This window comes from Algoriphagus sp. (genome assembly GCF_013373065.1).
GTDB lineage: Bacteria > Bacteroidota > Bacteroidia > Cytophagales > Cyclobacteriaceae > Algoriphagus.
The window spans coordinates 1-18,386 of sequence record NZ_JABXIN010000036.1; the positions used below are offsets into that span (position 1 = coordinate 1).

Below are 18,386 nucleotides of genomic sequence, written 5' to 3' on the forward strand. Positions count from 1 at the left end.
GAGTGGTTGAAGGAGCACGCCTGGAAAGCGTGTATACCCCTAAAGGGTATCGAGGGTTCGAATCCCTTCCTCTCTGCAAAGCGTTGAAATATTAAAATTTCGACGCTTTTTTTATGCCTTAGAATAAGCAATTATGAATTAGGAGGGATGAGAACCCTCGGGTTCGAAATCGACCGAAGGGAGATTCGCGAGAGGCTGTGCGGCATGACCGAGCGTATGAGCAATCCCTTCCTCTCTGCAAAAAAGCCTTTCCGCAACTCGGAGGGGCTTTTTTTAGCCGCAAGCTTGCTTGAGTGGCTAAGTATCAAAAACACCAAAACGAACGAAGTGAGTAGGCATGGTTTGCAACCCTCCTTCATTTAGGGAAAGGCGAAGCCAATCCCTTCCTTTCTGCAATAATTAAACCTAACTGCCTTATTTAAAGTTGGTTTTGATATAGTTCTTTAATTCTTTTGTATCGATCAGTAAGGCGCTTATAATCGTTAAAAAGTCGATTTCCATTTAAAAAACTGTATTTTTTAGTATAATCATCTTTGTTTTTTCCGTCAGTCCTAAAGTATTTCGACGATAATTATGAAAAAGGCATAAAATGCAGTTGTTCTCTCCCCTTTTTTCTTTTGTCTGAAGAAGCGTTCTGTTTTGGTCTGCCCAATTTTTCTAGCTCATTCAACTCAAAAATCACCTTATCCTAGGAGCCATCTGGATAGGTTTTTCCATTCATAGCCAAATCCATTTGTTCCTTCCAACACCCTTGAAAGTGGTCGTAAACAAAAGAATTTCCTTTTGGTATTTCTCCTAAGTTTCGAGCGACCACATATTTTTTCCTGATGGTTTTAAGATGATCGGAAGAAGCCTAATTTATTTTCTTTTTACTATGGCATTCAAAATGAATTTAAATCTCCTCCTCAGGAGATCTGAAAATAGTATTAAAGCTAAATAAGGAGTGGAAAAAACTATAAGTAACCCAGATAAACAAAGTAATATCAATAATATGGAAATTGAACGAGTATATAGTGCATATGGATTTGCCTTACTTTTTCTAGGAATGATTGTATTTTTACTTTCATCTATTGGTGAAGATGGAGATACTACCTCTATAATACCATATAGCATGATGGCTCTAGGAGTATTGATTATGATTATCGGAGGATATGTAGATGACAAAAACATAAAAAGAAAAAGAAATGACAAAAATAATAACCATAAGTAACCATAAAGGAGGAGTAGGAAAGACTACCTCTGCTATTAATATAGGAGCCGGGCTTAATAAACTGGGTAAAAAAGTCCTCCTAATAGATTTAGACCCCCAGGCCAACCTTTCCCAGAACTTAGGGATAACGGATTCGAACCGGACTATCTACGGAGCCTTGAGAGGCCTCCACGGATTAGAACCTACTTCTATAAAGCCAGGGTTTGATTTAATACCCTCCACGCTGGATTTATCCGGAGCGGAAATAGAGCTCTCTGGAGAAGCTGGGAGGGAATTCATCCTTAAGGAGCTCCTGGAGCCTATAAAGAAGAAATATGATTTTATCCTAATAGATAGCCCCCCTTCTCTGGGGTTACTTACTATTAACGCTTTTACAGCCTCAGACGAAATATTTATCCCTCTACAGGCCGAATTTTTAGCTCTACAGGGATTAACTAAGCTAGTGGAGGTAATAAATAAAATTAAGAAAAGGCTAAACCCGAGCCTTAAGATAGGAGGTGTATTTATCACGCAATATGACAGCCGAAAAGTCCTAAACAGGGATGTAGTGGAGGCTATTAAAAATCATTTTCCAAAAGAGATTTTATCCACTTCAATACGGGATAATATAGCTCTAGCGAAGGCTCAAACTCAGGGATTGGATATTTTCAGATATAACCAAAAAAGCCAAGGAGCAAATGATTACCTATCCCTCAGTAAGGAAATACTGAAAATTAAGAATTTTAAGAAACCTAAGTAAACTCATGTTTTGAATAACATAAATAACACTAAGTTGGTGGACAGATAGCTAAAAAAAACTTTAGCGGAGGTCTAAACTCTCTACTGGGAGATCACTGGAGAAACCTAAAAGAGGTGGACCTAGAACAAATTTTAAAAAGGTAACCAAAAGCACCCAGGAGGGAACTTAGTAGAGCGAGACCAGAGCCACCTTTATAGTAAAGAAGGAACTCCTAGACAAACTCAAAGTAGTAGCCTACAGGGAGAGTCCTTATAAAGCAGGTAGTAGAACGTTCTGGAGGAGTACCGCTCCTTATACTATAGAAAGAACGGAGAATTAAATCCGATATCCAAAAAGTAAAAGACGTAGCTATAGAAATAGAGGGAGTTAAATTCTATACGATACCAGAAGTAGCGGGGTCTCTGAATGCCACCCCTCAGACTTTCCGGAACTTTATAAAGAATGGCAGACTAAAGAGCAAAAGAGTAACCACTTAATGACTGATCTCGATCTAGCAAAGATACAAAGAATGGAATTGAATAGAATTTTGGACAAGTAACCTATTGTTACCTGTATTTTGATGATCTCACTAAATCATTGAAATACAGCGAAAAATTTTGAAGTTTTTTATTTAAAAAGGTATCAAAAAATTTGCTTACCTAAATTACTTAAAATTTATTTACTAATTAAGCAAGCTTTCTTTTCATTGCGTTATAACTAAAATTAAATGCAATGAAAAATAGATTCATCAAATTAATCGCAACTGTAGTATTACCTGTATCACTTTTTTCTTGTGCTTCAAACACTTTGATATCAAATGGAGGATACAGTGATGTAAGCCTGAATAGTGATTCAGATCAATTTGAAATTAAGAGGTTAAAAGAGGTTAGCGCTGAAGGAAATGCAATTTTTGGAATACCATTCGACAAGAAGGTAGGAAACAAATCGGGCTTAATAGTCAGATTTAATGGTGTAACTCTAAATGGTTCGAATAGAGTTTTGCCGATCCTTTCTTTAGTAGGTTTATCAATAGCTGGTGGAGCCATCCTAAACAATGCTGTTGGTTATAAAAGTTGGGAAAATGGAGGAGGGTATAAGTTGGGATTAGCCGCTTCATCGGCAATAGTCTTGCCTGTTACAGGAATTATAAATAATCAAATCTGGGGTTTTTCAGCGGCAGGAAGAGCCTCTCAAAAATTAAATCGGCAGCTAGTTGAAGATAATCCAAACGTAGACGTTTTTCTCAATCCAAAGTATTCCATAGATAAGAAGAATAGTCTTTGGACTCAAAAAGCTGAAATAACAGTAAGAACAATGGGGGCCACATTGAAAGTAGATTGAAAATTCTTTTGCAATCAGAAGATTAAAAACCCTTTCACTTCTTTTGTTATTTCCAATATTCCACAATTGTGAAGAAAGTGGAGATTCGATCATGAATTGTTGGAACTAATGCTTCAAATAAAAAAACAAATGGGGATCCTGTCCTAATTAAATTGCTTCACACGTTAAGACCACCTTCGAAAGAGGTGGTTTTTATATTTTTTGATTTTGATTGCGTTCTTTTTTATGAGACTTATGGTTAAAGGTTTAACCAGTAAGTCATCTTAAAGACGATGGCACGTGATTTTGAGGGGCCAAATTCAATAAATCCATCAGGATTCATTTCCGCTAGGTAATTATCGGTGTAAACGAGGAAAATATCCGATACTGGAGCAAATCTCCATTGTAATCTCGAATTAATGTTTACGTTATCAATTTGGCTATTGTATTGGACAAAAGTGGTCCAAAACATTTTTTTGCTGAATGTAAAGTCGAATCTCGGACCGATCAAAAACAGGTTAGAATCATTGTAAGGTCTTGGAAGTCGGATTCTGTTAAAAGCGAAATCAATGCTGGTGAATCCTAAGGGCTGATAACGCCATTGAACACTTCCTTCTAGATTGATCCGAGTTCCATTGAAATATTCCCCAGACCGGGTACTTAGGTTGAAGGAGATCTTCTTCCTTTCGTCAGATTCATATCGGGCGATGAGGAGGTTATTGGTGTATTCTGAGTTTGCAGGTAATGGAAGCCCATCTGTTCCGCTTGGATCAAATCCATTGAATAAGTAGGTGTATTGTCTTCTTAAACGAAGTGAAAACCGTGCGGATGACTTCCAAAAAATATCATATAGTAGGTTTACATCCCAATCCAGGAATCCGTAGGTGTCATTTCCCACCATATCAAAATCAAAGCCGGGTCCATGACGCTGAATTTCACCTTGGGAAGGGAAGAAACTTCGACGGTAGGTCATGGCCAATTGTCGGATATCGGTACGGCGGACAAAGCCAACTTCTGGTGCGTAATTAGCGCCCACCACTTGAGAACGCATGTCCAAAGACCATTGGGGGACACTGTACTGCATTTCAATCCCTGCAGCGAAAGCACTATCTACTGCTACCTGATTGATATTGCGGTGGTAAAAGAATTTTCCCGTAATACGATTATCAGCAGATGCCAAATTATAATCCACTCCAAAAGTTCGATCCCAGGCATTGTATAAACTATCTGAATATTCTTCTGGGCTTTGGAAGGTTTGTTTATTGACAAGAAAGGCGGAGATATTTGACCGTGCGAACACCTTTTGCTGAAGCGAAACCATGGAGTAGTTGTAAGAAGGTAAACTTGCCGATTGATCCTCTGCAACTTGCATACTCAATATCCCGACTCGCAGGTTGTCGTTTGCTTTTCCACTGATTCTAGCTCCAAATGGGATTGCGGACTCGATATTTTGACCAGTGCTTTCATCTCTCGAAACACCGATTCTTCTGCTAAAGAAAGGACGAGTACCTCGGTTTCCATAATTAGAAAATAGATCGGCATTCTCCAGAAAGAACTGTCTTCTTTCAGGAAAGAAAATCTCAAATCTGTCCAAATTGGTTACCTGTTGATCTACTTCAACTTGGGAAAAATCCGGATTGACGGTAAGGTCTAGATTTAATCCTGGAGTAAGTCCATATTTAATGTCAAAGCCCGCGTTAAAACGATGGTTTGCCTCGGTATTTGTCTCAAAGTTTCTACCGGAGTTTGCCGAAATGTAGGGGATGAAAGAAAGGTTTTTCCCACTTTTCTTAGTAGGCTCTTCCCATTTTGCAATTTTTAAAGCTGCCAGATTAAATAGGGTGAAATTTCTGGAAATAGGTGCCCAGGATGATCTTTCTGCGCTTTCACTGTCAATTCTATAAAAATTAATATTCCACTCAGTCTGTCCTTCATTAAAACGGAGCGTATTTAGCGGAATAGCCATCTCTGCTACCCAATACCCCTCGTATTGTTTTGCTTCACCTCTCCAGACATTATCCCAATCCAGACTGAACGAACTTTCGCCTGTTCCTCCATTTGCAACCAAACCCTCTCTCCGTACACCGAAGGGGTTGATTCCAAAGGTGAAGGCATTTGTCCTATCCTGAAAGGTGTCGAAGATTACCGTGAAATTGTCATTGGCGGCTCCACGGAAATCTCTTCGTAATGAAGGGGTTACATACTCCCGATCCTTGTTCGTACTATACAGAATCCCTAGAACATAAATGTTCTTATCGTCAAAAAGGACTTTTGCAACGGATTGGTTGACAGCCAGTGATGAATCGAAAGGGAAATATTGCATCCAATTGTATGCTGAATCTGCCTTACTCCACGCATCATCAATCACCCCATCTATTTCAATGGGGGAGTTTACTCTTTTGAATGTAATATCCTGGGCCCAAAGGCTTTGAAAGAGCAAATAGAAACCTATCAGAAGTAGATTTTTTCTTAGCATAGTGCAAAATTAAGCCTGCTTATCCTGAAGGGAAGCGTAATTATATCAGCGGTTTTCTTATGGAATTAGAAGCTAAAACTCAGGAGGCATCAAACAGTTATTTAAAAAAAAGATTTTTATCTAAGCGGTTTAAGAGGAGACTTTTATCAAAAATGATAAGTCGGAAAGCAAGCCGCCACAATTTAAAATCACTTAGAGTTTAGGTAAGTAATGCGAATGACTCTTTAAATTCTCCTTTAATCAACAAAAACTACTTACTATCGGTAATTGGATTCTTCTCTTTTTTACTCCAGGTAAGTAGGGCAACCGTTAGCAAAATCAGGATTGTTCCTAGCCAATCCATTCCTAAAAAACTGACCTTTAGCCAAAAAACGGCTGTTAAAGCGGCTGCTAAGGGTTCGACACTACAGAGTAAACTGGCAGTGGTAGCCCCAATAATAGAGATGGATCGCAAAAAGAAATAAAAAGCGATTACCGTACCGAATAAAATGATGTATCCAAAAGCCAAAAAGGTTCCAGAATCCCAAGTTCCGGAAATCGTCCATGGCTGTGTAACTAAAGAAAATGAAACTCCCCCAATCAACATTCCCCAACCTGTAATCGCCGCTGGAGAAAAGCTTCGCAGCAATCCAACGGGTTGGATGGTATAAAAAGCTAAAGCAATAGCGGATAGAATTCCCCAAAACAAGGCTTGCTCGGAAATGACCAAGACTTCTAGCGAACCATGGGTAACCAGTAAAAATGTCCCGGATAAAGCTAAAATCAAGGCTCCATATTCAGCAAGAATTGGCCATTTTCTGTTTTTGATGGCATAAAAACCCACGACGAAAACAGGTCCTATGTATTGAAGAATTGTGGCCGTAGCGGCATTTGATAAGGAAATGCTGTAAAAATAGGTGAATTGAACAGCAACCATCCCTACAATTCCAAATAAGAGGATTTGTAGGATGTCTATGGGTTTTTTCCAGACCGCAAAAGCTACTTTCTTTTCTTGAGAAAAAGAGAATAGAATCAAAATCAGCCCACCTAAAATCATTCTCCAAGTAACCAGCCAGGCAGGGTCAAGATTTTTTTCTTCAAAAAGAAACTGGGCGCATGTTCCCGAAATTCCCCAAAAAACAGCAGACGAAAGGGCCATTAGGATCCCTGGAATTTTCTGGTAGGAAGTCGGCTGTGCCATAGGTGTCAATATTCAAGCGAAGATATTCAGCATTTTGGGTTTTTGGATAGCTCCATCCAAAAATCAGAGGATGATTTGAAAAAATAGAGTATTAGGCTATTTTGGATAACAAAAAGCTTCTTTCTTATGAAATACTACTTAGCCATTGGTTTAATTCTTTCAGCTGTTTTGGTTGGTTGTAATCCCTCTTCAAATTCGGAAAATTCCAAAGTGGAAGATCCAGAACTTTCAGTTGAAACTGAGGATGGGATTCAAATGATACCTATTGAAACCCCAGTTGGAGAATTCAAGGTTTGGACCAAACGCATGGGAGAGAGTCCTACTATGAAAGTGCTTTTGCTTCATGGCGGACCTGGAATGTCTCATCTTCAGTATGGAAATTTCAAAGACTATTTTCCTGAGGAAGGCATTGAATTCATTTGGTATGATCAATTGGGTTCTGCGCTTTCTGATCAACCAGATGATTCTTCACTTTGGACGATTGAGCGATTTGTTGATGAAGTAGAGCAGGTTCGTCAAGCCTTGGGTTTGAATAAGGAAAACTTCTACCTGTTGGGCCAATCTTGGGGAGGAATGCTTGGGATGGAATATGCCTTTAAACATCAGGAAAATCTCAAGGGGCTTATTATCTGCAACATGATGTCTAGCTTGGATGAGTATGAAAACTATGCAAAAGAGGTGTTAGGCCCTCAGATGCCTGAGGAAGTTTTTGCTGAATTAATGGAAATCGAAAAGAATGGTGATTTCGAAAATCCTAGATATATGGAGCTTCTGTCCGAGCATCATTATCCCTATCACTTTTTGAGAATGAATCCTTCAGAATGGCCTGAGGAAATTAACAAGATGATGGAATTGGTGAATCCTAATGTATATGTGTATATGCAAGGTCATAGCGAATTTGGCATCACGCCAGGAGCTAGCTTAAAAGGCTGGGATGTCAGAGATCAATTAAAAAATATTACTGTTCCGACTTTGGTAGTGGGAGCAACGCATGACACCATGGACCCTGCCCATATGGAATGGATGTCAAATGAAGTTCAAAACGGACAATTTTTACTTTGTCCTAATGGAAGTCATTTGAGCCAATACGATGATCCCGAACACTTTTTCCCTGGTGTAATAAAGTTTATTAAGGATGTGGATAATGGTGAGTATTCGGGAAATTAATGAGCTAGCATTTTAAAAAAAATCAAGGCGAGGAGTTCATATATGCGGTAATTAGTTCATCAAATCTCGGAAGTTTTGGGTCGTCGTGAGTTTGTATAAACTGATGAAACTGCATGAAACCGTAGATGTAAGGATTATTTGAAACGGTGTTGTAGTTTTTGTCAAAATACTCTTCGACTGTCATCCCTTTTGGAACGGGGTTCGGCAAAATGGAGATAATATGTTGCGCAAATTGGTAGCATGCAGAAAGCTCTGCATCGGCACCATGCTTCCTCCACCATTGCATTCCCACTTGATTTGCAAACAATTCATTTTTATAGGATCCTTTTTCATCTCCCTTGACAAAAAACTGAACTCCATGACCCAATTCGTGGGCAAGGTAAAATCCATTAAAAAACAGTCCAAAAAGGCGTTTTCCTTCAGCTTCCGAGCCTCCCATTTCTTGAAAGAAACCGACTGAGTCTTTGCTCAACTGATCATAAAAGGGAAGATTGACAGTTTTGGTTGCTGGATCAAAGAAAACAAGGGCTGGGGTAGTGTTGATGATGACTTTTACATCAAATGTCAAGTTAGGATTGAGTTGATGGATATCCTGGACAAATGATTGGGTAATGGTAGTTCCATCTTGAAGAAGCTGCTGAGTCTCTGAATAAGTCTTGAACCAGCTGCTAGGAATTACATTGGACATTTTTAGTAAGTTGAAGTGGTTGAAAATTTTTTAGTGAAAAATCTCAATGGGTGGCGAACAATTCAAAGCTCTTCACAATTAAAATCGATCAAAAATCAAAATATTAAGTTTTTCTCTCTATCCCAAAACCATTGTTTAAATTATTCTTGTTGAGGAGATTAGGTGAAACGGTTTAAATTCTAAAGAAAATACCTTTTCGGTACAGAAAATAGCACAATCCCCACATAGCTGCCAAGGCGCCAAATGCTGCAATCAATCCAAGTCCATGCTCTCCGATTCCCAGCCAAGCGAAGGCTCCGGTAGTGAAAATTCCTACGGTTTTATTCATCCATCTTCCGAGGATTTCCGCAAACAAATAGATGAAGATGGAATTCATTCCTACGATTAAAAAGGGAAAGATTCCTTTGCGACGATTTTTGATATCAACCCACCAATAGAAAAAAGCCAAGGCCAATAAAGCCCAACCTCCGGATGCAAAGACAAAAGCAGTGGTGCTGATTCGCTTGATAATTGGAGTGATCCCTGTCCAATCCAGTCCATAGCCAAGGAGTAATCCAACCGATCCGGCGATTAGAAAGGTTTTTATTTTTTCATCTGCAGGTTTCGAAGAAAGGAGAATGTTTCCGCAAATTGCTCCCCAGATCGTGTGGGCAGCGGTAGGGATGGCATTAATTGCAACCCAGCCTCCATTATTGATTTTTCCCATGAGGAGCATATCCATGTAGTTCCCGAAGTTCGTTCCATGTTCAAATGGAATTTCAGGATTATAGGTCCGATAAAGAACCTCTGTTAAGGCAAGAAGACCCAAAGAGACACCCAATTGAATTTTCCAGCCTTTATCTAAAAGAAAATAGGTGACCAAAATTGTAAAAGAGAGTTGGGTCAACACATTCCAGAGCTCAAAGACCATTTTTCCCGCATAGATGCAATGAAGACCAGTTCCGAACAAAAACAAGATTAAGCTTCGCTTGAGGATATGAAGGCTGATTTCACTGTGATTTTCAGCTAAAGCCATTCGCTTATTAAGCGAGAAGGGCATGGCAACACCAACAATAAACATGAAGAAAGGCTGAATCAGGTCCCAAAAGCGCAGACCATTCCACTCGTGATGGGTAAACTGAAGGAAGAACGAGTGTAGGGAATGGCCCTCAGGAAAAAGTTCTAATAGGGCTTCATAGACCCAAGCGGCTTCGGCAACCAGCAAAAACATGGTTAATCCTCGGTAAACGTCTAAAGAAACTAAGCGTTGAGTAGGGCTAGGGGGTGCTGCGGTCATATCGAGATGATTGGCGTTGTCTGAAAATAGAAAAAATACAGATCAAAAGCTTCCTTACTGCTAAAGGAAACTTGCGATTTGAGAGTTTTGGAAAGGAATTTATTTCTTAGGAAAGTATTTGAGCCACCGCAATGAAGTGAGCTAGAGTCCCTCCCAAAACAAAAAGATGCCAGATGCTGTGGTAATAGAGCTTTTCACTTTTCACATAAAAATAAACCCCTATCGTGTAGGAAAGACCACCTGCACCAATCCAGAATAGGGTTTGTAAAGAAAGCTTTTGCACCAGATCATTAAAAAAGAAAACGGCCAGCCAACCCATGGTAAGGTATATGATCACGGAAAGGGTTTTGAATTTTCCTGTGAAAAATATCTTAAAGAAGGTTCCGATTAATACAGAACACCAAATGATCGCCAGAAAGAGAATTGCAGTATCCGTATTTAAAATTGACAGAACCATCGGGGTGTAGGAACCGGCAATTAAAAAGTAAATGGAAACATGATCCATGACTTGAAGACGGGCTTTTTTTGGGGGGCTTTTTGCAGCATGATATGCTGTAGAAAAACCATACACCATCAATATTCCCAGGCAAAAGGCGAGTGCTCCTATCAGAAATTTCAAGTCTTCCTGTTTCCTCGCTAAGTCAATTAGAAAAGGGGTGCCGATCAAGCCCAAAACTAAACCCAACCCATGGGAAAGGGCATTGGCTCGTTCTTCTTTTGGGGTTTGAGGGCGTTTGATTTTTTTCACAGATATAGAAATTATTCGTTCCCTTTTCCAATTGGCTGACCATTTCGGCTCCATTCGCTCCAAGAACCTACATAGAGTTTTGGAATGGGTAAGCCAGCAAGGTCAAATGCCAATAGCGTGTGGCAAGCTGACACACCAGATCCACAGTGAACAATCACCTGATCTGAAGAAAGACCTCCTATTAAATCTTGATATTTTCGACGCAATTGTTCGGGTTGAAGAAATTCACCCTTGGATCCCATATTTTCGGTTAAAGGAACATTGATGGCACCTGGAATGTGGCCAGCAATTAAGTCAATGGGTTCCTGTTCACCTCGATAGCGCTCTGCACTGCGGACATCGATGACCAGGGAATTTTCTTCTCCCACCTTTTCCTTTACTTCTTGCATGTCCGCAATTCCAAGCATCCATTTGGTGCCTGGGTATGGATTTTTCGCTTCATTTTGGGATTTTCCATTTTCTGTTGGAAAACCAATCTCCAAGGCAGCCTGAATTCCTCCTTCCAAAACCTGGGCTTTTTCATGCCCTAAAGCACGAAGCATCCACCAAAAACGAGCGGCAGAATTAGCGCCATTTTGATCATCATAGACAACCACATGTGTTTGAGAATCTATACCCAAATTCCCCAAAACCTTGCAAAAGCTCTCCATACTTGGTAGGGGATGCCGGCCACCATTTGAAAGATCCTCCTTGATATCTGCCAATTCCAAATTAGGATCTACAAAGAGAGCCCCTTTTAAATGGCCTTTTTCAAATTCTTCTCGGGGTTTGGGGCTGTTTCTTGCATCAATTAGGGTAAGGTTCGGTTTTGATAAAATTGAGATTAATTCGCGTGGAGATATGATTGGGGTCATGAGAATTGATTTTTTATACCGCTTTGAATAGTCTCATTGAAAATAAAAAATCCCATTGGAATAGATGGGATTTTTAATCAGAATTAAACTTTCTTATTTGATTTGATTTTGGAACTGCTCCATTTTCTGATCGACCTGTGTATCGATTGGGAAGGTTACTTTCACAGTTTCCCAGGCCATAGTGACCAAAGCGGTTTTATTGTCATTAGCAGAGATGGTGTACATCAAGCGCTCTGTATTTCCTCCTCTTTCGGTAGTAGCTTGGAAAGAGACTAAATCATCTTTTGCCAAAGCTTCCTCATCGATTTTTCCATCTTTCATGTAGTTGTAGATCCATACACCCTTACTATTGATGTGTACAGTCCAATCTCCAGTCTCTGTAGGAGTCATGAATATGGAATACTTTCCAGCACGGACATTTTTTCCAGAAATTGAAACGTCAGTGCTAAATTCGATTGTAGTCTGAAGATTAGCTCCAGCTCTCCAAGTCACACCCCATTTCTCAATTTCTCCAAAAATCTGCCTTCCACGTACAGCAGGGGAGGAGTAGTCGATTGAGATTTTAGTAAAACCTACCACTTGAGATACGCTCGCTGCCGGGCTTAAAGCTGGAGTTTGCAATTGAGCTAAAGCTGATAGGCTGAAGGAGAAAAGAACCAAAGTGGCTAATACAAATAGTTTTGTGTGTTTCATATGATATTGGATTTGGGTTATAAGTTTCAAAACAAACTAGTGTAGTAAAAAGAAGTTTGGTCAAAACTAAAAAAAAAGAAACCGAGTTCAAGGACTCGGTTTCTTTCAAAATTTTAATTGAGATTATTTAGCATTGAAAGTGATTCCTGCAATGATGAACATACCCAATTCTGCACTTTGTGGTTTGCTCAGGATATAGATTTTTTGTCCAGCATTGCCAGCTTGTCCGGTCATTGGAATTGTAGCTTTTCCATACATGACAGGCATATTTGGATCTTTGACAGCTGGACCTTGTGTGTAAGTTCCAGACCCAATTACCTCACCAGTAGGGCTACCTAATCTGATTTCGAAATCAACAGGAGTTTGAATTGGTTCTTGAGAAGCAACTGTAAAGGTCACAGATCCTATTCCTGTTAAATCAAAGGCAGGTAGGGAAAAGTGACCAGCATCTCCAGGCACCGTCAATAAGTTTCTTCCTCCAAATGCCATGCTAGCATAACCATTGAAATCTGTGGCTAGCCCTGGATCAATGCTATTTGTTATCAATACCAAAGAAGCACTCCCGGTCAGTGGCTTGATATTGTCACCTCCATCATCCGAATAGGAAGCGTTGATCATTAAAGCGCCATTAGGAGAAGGAGTTTTACCCATGGTAGGGTCCAAGGTTCCTTTTGCAGGTAAGCTTGGCTTTTGCTCTCCTTTGAGGGAGAATATGTATGCGATCAAGGCATTCAAATCAGAATCCTTAATATCTGGATTAGCCGGCATTGCGGTTTCTCCCCAGACGCCGCCGCCGCCATTTTTAATCTTATCCATCAAATAACCTCGATCACGGGTTCTATATTTTGCTGCAACCGCAGTGTAAGCAGGACCGATAGAGGCTTCATTTTCCTTATGGCAAGTTTTACAGGTTAGGGATTGTACAAGGGCTTTTCCGGTCATTGCTTCACTCATTATCTTATGCCCCATGTCAGCTTCGGCTTGATCAAATCCTTCAATGTAATCCGCAGCAACATAAAGTTTGCTCATATCATCAGTAGAATGATCCTCATCTGTCACACTTACTTGGTAAGTAACACGCTTTCCAGGGAAGTAGAATGATTGATTTCCTTGAACAGTGATGCTAACTTCAGGAGCACTATTTCCAGCATATACAATGGCCTTGGGACTTTCACCTGCCAAACCTGAAGGGTCTGAGGCACTGACAGTTACTTCATACTCACCAATTTGATCGAAGGTAGTAGTTAGTTTAGGTTCTGTTGTAGTTTCTGTTTTTCCATTGCCCAAATTCCAAGTATAAGAAATTGGGTCACCTTCGGGATCAGTAGCCTTCGCCGAGAAAGTAACTGTAAGAGGTAAAACTCCAGAATTCTTATCAGATGTAACTTCTGTGACAATCGGAGCTCGGTTTCCACCATTAAAATCAATTCTAGATAGTCCTGAATCTACATTCTTGGTGAACCATCCGGTACCATATTCCAAAATGTACATTTTACCATCAGGCCCCATTTCCATGTCGATGAGGGAATTGAACTTGGTTCCAGCCATAAATGGCTCCATTTTAGAGAAGTCTCCATTTTCTTCCATGGTGACGACTTTAATCCAACCTCGAATCCAATCATAGATGAAGAGTTTGCCATCAAAATAATCTGGGAATCTCGTGTCAGCAGGGTATAAATCCGAGTAGTAAACAGGTCCCGCCATCGCATTTCTTCCACCTGTACCCACTTGAGGGAAATCGGGAGAATTGTCATATGGATACCAAATAAAGGCTGGCTGAGCAGGAGGTAGGTTCTTTATACCCGTATTATTCGGAGAATTATTTACTGGGCCAGCTGGATCAAAAGCAGGGCCTGTTTCACCTGTTTCATAATTGAATTCCCGGTATGCATAATTGTTTCCTACAAAATAAGGCCAGCCAAAATTGCCTGCTTTTCGAGCTTGGTTTACTTCGTCATATCCTTTTGGACCTTTGACATCCATCGAATCTGCCCGAGCATCTGGACCAACTTCACCCCAGTATAGGAATCCTGTTTTCTGATCAACTGAAATACGATAAGGGTTTCGGTTTCCTTGTACATAAATTTCAGGTCTAGTTCCTTCTGTTCCTGGAGCGTAAAGGTTTCCTTCAGGGATAGTATAGCTTCCATCTTCTGCTACTTTGATTCTTAGGATTTTACCTCGTAGATCATTGGCGTTTCCTGAACTTCTTCTGGCATCCCATTGCTTGCGACCATCTCTAGCATCTAAAGGAGCATAGCCATTTAGCGTGTAGCGAGAGTCATTCTGATTGAATGGTGTAGAATTATCCCCTAATGAAAGGAAGAGGTTTCCGTCCTTATCAAAGGCAATTGAACCACCTGTATGACAGCAGATATATCGATCTGATGGTATGTCCAAAATGACTGTTTCGGAATCCATGTCCCAAACACCATCTTTGAATACAAATCTGGAAAGTCGATTGATTTCTTCGTCTCCTGCAGGAGAGTAGTATACAAATACAAAATTGTTAGAGGCGTAATTTGGATCCTTTTGAATACCCATCAATCCTTCTTCAGCATTGACTCCTCGTACTCCACTTTGCCAATAAACATCCAATTTGGCTACTTCCTTAAGGCTTTGCTCAGCCTCATTCCAATACATAATCTCACCTCTTCGCTGTGAAATTAAAATGTCCAAATTAGGCAAAACCGTCAATTCAGTCGGTTCGGTAAATTTACCAACCGAAAGCATTGTTTTCGTGAAACGGTTTTCTTCAGGAACTCGCTTTTGTCTGGCTTTGGAATAATTCAATTTCAAATTATCACCGATCGCATATTGGATCCCGGCAAGTAAGTGTTTAAGGAAGTTTTCTTCCTGGAAGGACTCGGAAGTATGTCCACCCCCTGTATAGAAGGCACGGCCACCGTCATATTCATGATACCAAGCAATAGGGTGCTCACCCATGTCCATTCCTCCTTTGTAGGAAGATTCATCCAACATCAAAAGCTTTGTTGTTTGAGGGTTCACCTCCTTATAAGAATACCATTCGTCAGTACGCTCCCAAGGATCTGGTAAGAAGTCAACAGATGGATGTTTCTCACCTGTTTTATTGATTACCCCAGGTTGAACGTTAGGGTTTGGATCATTGATTCCAGGGTGATCCGCAAAATATCCGCCTACCAGTTTACCATACCATCCCCATTCATATTCGGTATCGGCTGCGGCATGGATACCCACATAGCCACCACCTGATTGGATGTAGCGCTCAAAATCAGCTTCTTGATAATGATCTAGAACATCACCAGTTGTGCTGAGCCAAATGACTGCAGCATACTTTTCAAGATTTTCTTCATTGATATCCGCAGCATCTTCAGTGGCATCTACCTCAAATCCATTTTCAGATCCCAGTTTTTCGATAGCCGCAATTCCATCAGGAATGGATTCATGATGGAATCCAGCCGTTTTATGGAATACTAGGACTTTTGGATTTCCTTTTCGTTTATTCGAACAGGAAGAAAAAAACAGACTTCCAACTACTAGAAGTAGTAAGAAGGAACGTAGGTTTTTTAGGTTTAGAATGGTATTCATGAATCAGAAATTTTTTCTAAAATAGGCAATTCTCATACTTGCCGTGCTAAATAACTGAAATTCGGTGATTTTTGATGATAAAATGCGCTATTTTTTCATTTTGAAACAATAATTATAGATATTTCTTATCGATACCCACTATTCATTAAGACCCCACTGCTATGAAGGTTTCAATTTTCCAAATTCTTATTCTGACATCAGCCTCTTTTTTCTTTGCCTGTGATCAAAATGAAACCCAGGAAAAAAGTATCGGATCGGATGTAGTTATTTTGACCCAATCTCAAGGTTCAACATTAGGTTACTCCAAATCTTCTGGAGTTCAACTCATCGAGGAAAATGGTCTTTTTTTCAAAGATTTAAATAAAAATGGGGCCTTGGATCTCTATGAAGATTGGCTCTTGGCAACTGAGGACAGGGCAAAGGATCTTGCGTCGAAAATGTCCAATGAGCAAATCGCAGGACTAATGCTTTACAGTTCCCATCAAGCAATTCCTGCAAATCCCCAAGGATTCGGTGCCGGGACCTATGGAGGAAAACCCATTACAGATAGCGGAATGCCTTCTTCCACCATTTCGGATCAGCAAAAACAGTTTTTGGAGGAGGATCATCTTCGTCATGTGTTGATCACTCGAGTGGAAAGTCCAAAGGTTGCCGCAGAATGGAATAATAATGTGCAGGCTTTTGTGGAGGGGTTGGGATTAGGTATTCCCACCAATAACAGTTCGGACCCTCGACATGGTCCAGTGGCTAGCACAGAGTATAATGCAGGTTCCGGAGGACAAATTTCCATGTGGCCAGAATCTTTGGGACTAGCAGCCACTTTTGATCCCCAATTGGTGGAGCGATTTGGAGAAGTCGCTTCGATGGAATACCGTGCACTTGGGATTTCTACTGCACTTTCTCCCCAAATTGATTTGGGGACCGAACCGCGTTGGAATCGAATCAAGGGGACTTTTGGAGAAGATTCAAGACTTTCAGCTGATATGGCCAGAGCTTACGTGGATGGATTTCAAACTTCAAAAGGTGAAGCTCAAATTTCTGGAGGTTGGGGCTATCATAGTGTCAACGCCATGGTTAAGCATTGGCCTAGTGGAGGTCCCGAAGAAGGTGGACGAGATGGTCACTTTGCTTACGGAAAATTTGCAGTATATCCAGGGAATAATTTTGAAGAACACTTGGTTCCTTTCACGGAAGGAGCATTTAAGCTAGCTGGGGCTACTCAATCCGCTTCCGCAGTGATGCCCTATTATACAATTTCGGTTGGTCAGGATACTTTGGCAAATGGGTATTCAAAGTATCTGATCACAGACTTACTCCGAAATACCTATGGCTATGATGGCGTCGTATGTACCGACTGGTTGGTCATTGGAGACGAAGGGCCAAAGCCTGAAATTTTTGCGGGAAAACCCTGGGGAATGGAAGCCAAAACAAATCCTGAACGCCATTACCGAGTCTTGATGGCTGGGGGAGATCAATTTGGAGGTAATAATGATAAGATTCCCGTTTTGGAAGCTTTTAAAATGATGGAAAAAGAAATGGGGGCTGAGGCTGCTCGTGCGCGGATTGAGCAATCTGCAGTTCGCCTACTTCGCAATATTTTCAATGCTGGCCTATTTGAAAATCCGTATTTAGATCCAGAAAAAAGTCAGGCCTTTGTAGGGAATCCGGATTTGATGAAGGAGGGATATGAAGCCCAGTTGAAATCAGTAGTGCTTTTGAAAAATAAGGAGCAGGCTCTTCCGATTCGCGAAAAGAAAAAAGTGTACATCCCTCAAAAATTTATCCCTTCAACCACCAATTGGTGGGGAATCAGGAGTGAAGAAAAATGGGTGGATGCTGTCAATTTGGGGATTGCTTCCAAGTATGTGGATTTAGTAAATACATCAGATGAAGCAGATATAGCACTGGTATTTGTGAATAGTCCTGAATCAGGTACGGGTTATGATCCAGCCGATCGTGAAAAAGGTGGAAATGGCTATGTTCCTATTTCTCTTCAATATGAACCCTACACTGCGAGTTTAGCACGTGAACAAAGTTTGGCCTCAGGTGATCCTGTGATTGCTCCTGAAATTACTAACCGTAGTTATAAGGATAAGCGAGTGGAAACTTCTAATAATCAGGATTTAAAAACTATTCTGGAGACAAAATCCCAAATGAATGGAAAGCCAGTTATAGTGATTGTTAATGCAGCCAACCCGATGGTCATGGCTGAATTTGAGTCCCAAGTGGATGGAATTCTCTTTCATTTTGGAGTCCAAGATCAGGTAGTTTTTGATCTATTAGCTGGAAAAGCGGAACCCTCAGCTTTACTTCCTGTTCAACTTCCGGCCTCCATGGAAACGGTGGAAACTCAATTTGAGGATGTTCCTCATGACATGGAGGTTCATGTGGATGAGTTGGGGAATTCCTATGATTTTGCTTTTGGAATGAACTGGTCGGGGGTGATTCAAGATGATCGGGTGGCAAATTATTCCAAAAAATAACCT

The 18,386-nt window shown here is 40.5% G+C and carries 13 protein-coding genes; 5 read left to right on the forward strand and 8 right to left on the reverse strand.

Annotation, left to right across the window (positions count from 1 at the left end; translation table 11 throughout):
- Nucleotides 1-943: 943 nt before the first annotated feature.
- The 3 genes from HWE15_RS15825 (at nt 944) to HWE15_RS15835 (ending at nt 3,269) form a co-directional block, all read left to right on the forward strand.
- Entirely contained in the window at nt 944-1,210 is a 267-nt protein-coding gene (locus tag HWE15_RS15825) for a hypothetical protein (protein ID WP_290508511.1), read from the forward strand.
- Nucleotides 1,185-1,949 carry a ParA family protein gene (locus HWE15_RS15830; protein ID WP_290508512.1) on the forward strand — a complete coding sequence of 255 codons (765 nt, stop codon included), beginning with the start codon at nt 1,185-1,187 and terminating at the stop codon, nt 1,947-1,949. Before HWE15_RS15825 ends, HWE15_RS15830 begins: the two co-directional genes overlap by 26 nt.
- Before the next feature lie 711 nt (nt 1,950-2,660).
- Nucleotides 2,661-3,269 carry a hypothetical protein gene (locus HWE15_RS15835; RefSeq protein WP_290508513.1) on the forward strand — a complete coding sequence of 203 codons (609 nt, stop codon included), beginning with the start codon at nt 2,661-2,663 and terminating at the stop codon, nt 3,267-3,269.
- Between the two features lie 238 nt (nt 3,270-3,507).
- Here the strand turns inward: HWE15_RS15835 and HWE15_RS15840 are convergent, their stop codons facing one another.
- Nucleotides 3,508-5,724, reverse strand: coding sequence for a DUF5916 domain-containing protein (locus HWE15_RS15840; RefSeq protein WP_290508514.1), 2,217 nt, complete (start codon nt 5,722-5,724; stop codon nt 3,508-3,510).
- Nucleotides 5,725-5,974: 250 nt separating this feature from the next.
- Nucleotides 5,975-6,904: an EamA family transporter gene (locus HWE15_RS15845; protein WP_290508515.1), complete on the reverse strand. Its 930-nt coding sequence runs from the start codon at nt 6,902-6,904 to the stop codon at nt 5,975-5,977.
- A 126-nt stretch (nt 6,905-7,030) separates the two neighbouring features.
- Between HWE15_RS15845 and HWE15_RS15850 the strand changes: the two genes are divergently transcribed.
- On the forward strand, nt 7,031-8,071 hold the full coding sequence (locus HWE15_RS15850; RefSeq protein ID WP_290508516.1) for a proline iminopeptidase-family hydrolase: 1,041 nt from the start codon (nt 7,031-7,033) through the stop codon (nt 8,069-8,071).
- Nucleotides 8,072-8,093: 22 nt separating this feature from the next.
- On the opposite strand, the gene HWE15_RS15855 is transcribed toward HWE15_RS15850, so the two are convergent.
- From HWE15_RS15855 to HWE15_RS15880, 6 genes are all read right to left on the reverse strand, one after another.
- Nucleotides 8,094-8,759, reverse strand: coding sequence for a hypothetical protein (locus HWE15_RS15855; RefSeq protein WP_290508517.1), 666 nt, complete (start codon nt 8,757-8,759; stop codon nt 8,094-8,096).
- Between the two features lie 172 nt (nt 8,760-8,931).
- Nucleotides 8,932-10,035, reverse strand: a complete 1,104-nt coding sequence (locus HWE15_RS15860; RefSeq protein ID WP_290508518.1) for a DUF5009 domain-containing protein — start codon at nt 10,033-10,035, stop codon at nt 8,932-8,934.
- Between the two features lie 106 nt (nt 10,036-10,141).
- On the reverse strand, nt 10,142-10,783 hold the full coding sequence (locus tag HWE15_RS15865; RefSeq protein WP_290508519.1) for a hemolysin III family protein: 642 nt from the start codon (nt 10,781-10,783) through the stop codon (nt 10,142-10,144).
- An 11-nt stretch (nt 10,784-10,794) separates the two neighbouring features.
- On the reverse strand, nt 10,795-11,637 hold the full coding sequence (locus HWE15_RS15870) for a sulfurtransferase (protein ID WP_290508520.1): 843 nt from the start codon (nt 11,635-11,637) through the stop codon (nt 10,795-10,797).
- A 93-nt stretch (nt 11,638-11,730) separates the two neighbouring features.
- On the reverse strand, nt 11,731-12,330 hold the full coding sequence (locus tag HWE15_RS15875) for a DUF2911 domain-containing protein (protein ID WP_290508521.1): 600 nt from the start codon (nt 12,328-12,330) through the stop codon (nt 11,731-11,733).
- Between the two features lie 123 nt (nt 12,331-12,453).
- Complete coding sequence (locus tag HWE15_RS15880; protein ID WP_290508522.1) at nt 12,454-15,900, reverse strand: ThuA domain-containing protein; 3,447 nt, start codon at nt 15,898-15,900, stop codon at nt 12,454-12,456.
- A 161-nt stretch (nt 15,901-16,061) separates the two neighbouring features.
- Here HWE15_RS15880 and HWE15_RS15885 point away from each other — a divergent pair, with 161 nt between their 5' ends.
- Entirely contained in the window at nt 16,062-18,383 is a 2,322-nt protein-coding gene (locus HWE15_RS15885) for a glycoside hydrolase family 3 N-terminal domain-containing protein (protein WP_290508523.1), read from the forward strand.
- The last annotated feature ends 3 nt before the right edge of the window (nt 18,384-18,386 follow it).

Bases quoted from the DNA above. Each gene is read 5' to 3' on its own strand.
- HWE15_RS15885 (WP_290508523.1), top strand. From the start codon at position 16,062: ATGAAGGTTTCAATTTTCCAAATTCTTATTCTGACATCAGCCTCTTTT.
- HWE15_RS15835 (WP_290508513.1), top strand. From the start codon at position 2,661: ATGAAAAATAGATTCATCAAATTAATCGCAACTGTAGTATTACCTGTA.
- HWE15_RS15860 (WP_290508518.1), bottom strand. From the start codon at position 10,035: ATGACCGCAGCACCCCCTAGCCCTACTCAACGCTTAGTTTCTTTAGAC.
- HWE15_RS15880 (WP_290508522.1), bottom strand. From the start codon at position 15,900: ATGAATACCATTCTAAACCTAAAAAACCTACGTTCCTTCTTACTACTT.
- HWE15_RS15830 (WP_290508512.1), top strand. From the start codon at position 1,185: ATGACAAAAATAATAACCATAAGTAACCATAAAGGAGGAGTAGGAAAG.
- HWE15_RS15845 (WP_290508515.1), bottom strand. From the start codon at position 6,904: ATGGCACAGCCGACTTCCTACCAGAAAATTCCAGGGATCCTAATGGCC.
- HWE15_RS15875 (WP_290508521.1), bottom strand. From the start codon at position 12,330: ATGAAACACACAAAACTATTTGTATTAGCCACTTTGGTTCTTTTCTCC.
- HWE15_RS15840 (WP_290508514.1), bottom strand. From the start codon at position 5,724: ATGCTAAGAAAAAATCTACTTCTGATAGGTTTCTATTTGCTCTTTCAA.
- HWE15_RS15850 (WP_290508516.1), top strand. From the start codon at position 7,031: ATGAAATACTACTTAGCCATTGGTTTAATTCTTTCAGCTGTTTTGGTT.
- HWE15_RS15870 (WP_290508520.1), bottom strand. From the start codon at position 11,637: ATGACCCCAATCATATCTCCACGCGAATTAATCTCAATTTTATCAAAA.
- HWE15_RS15855 (WP_290508517.1), bottom strand. From the start codon at position 8,759: ATGTCCAATGTAATTCCTAGCAGCTGGTTCAAGACTTATTCAGAGACT.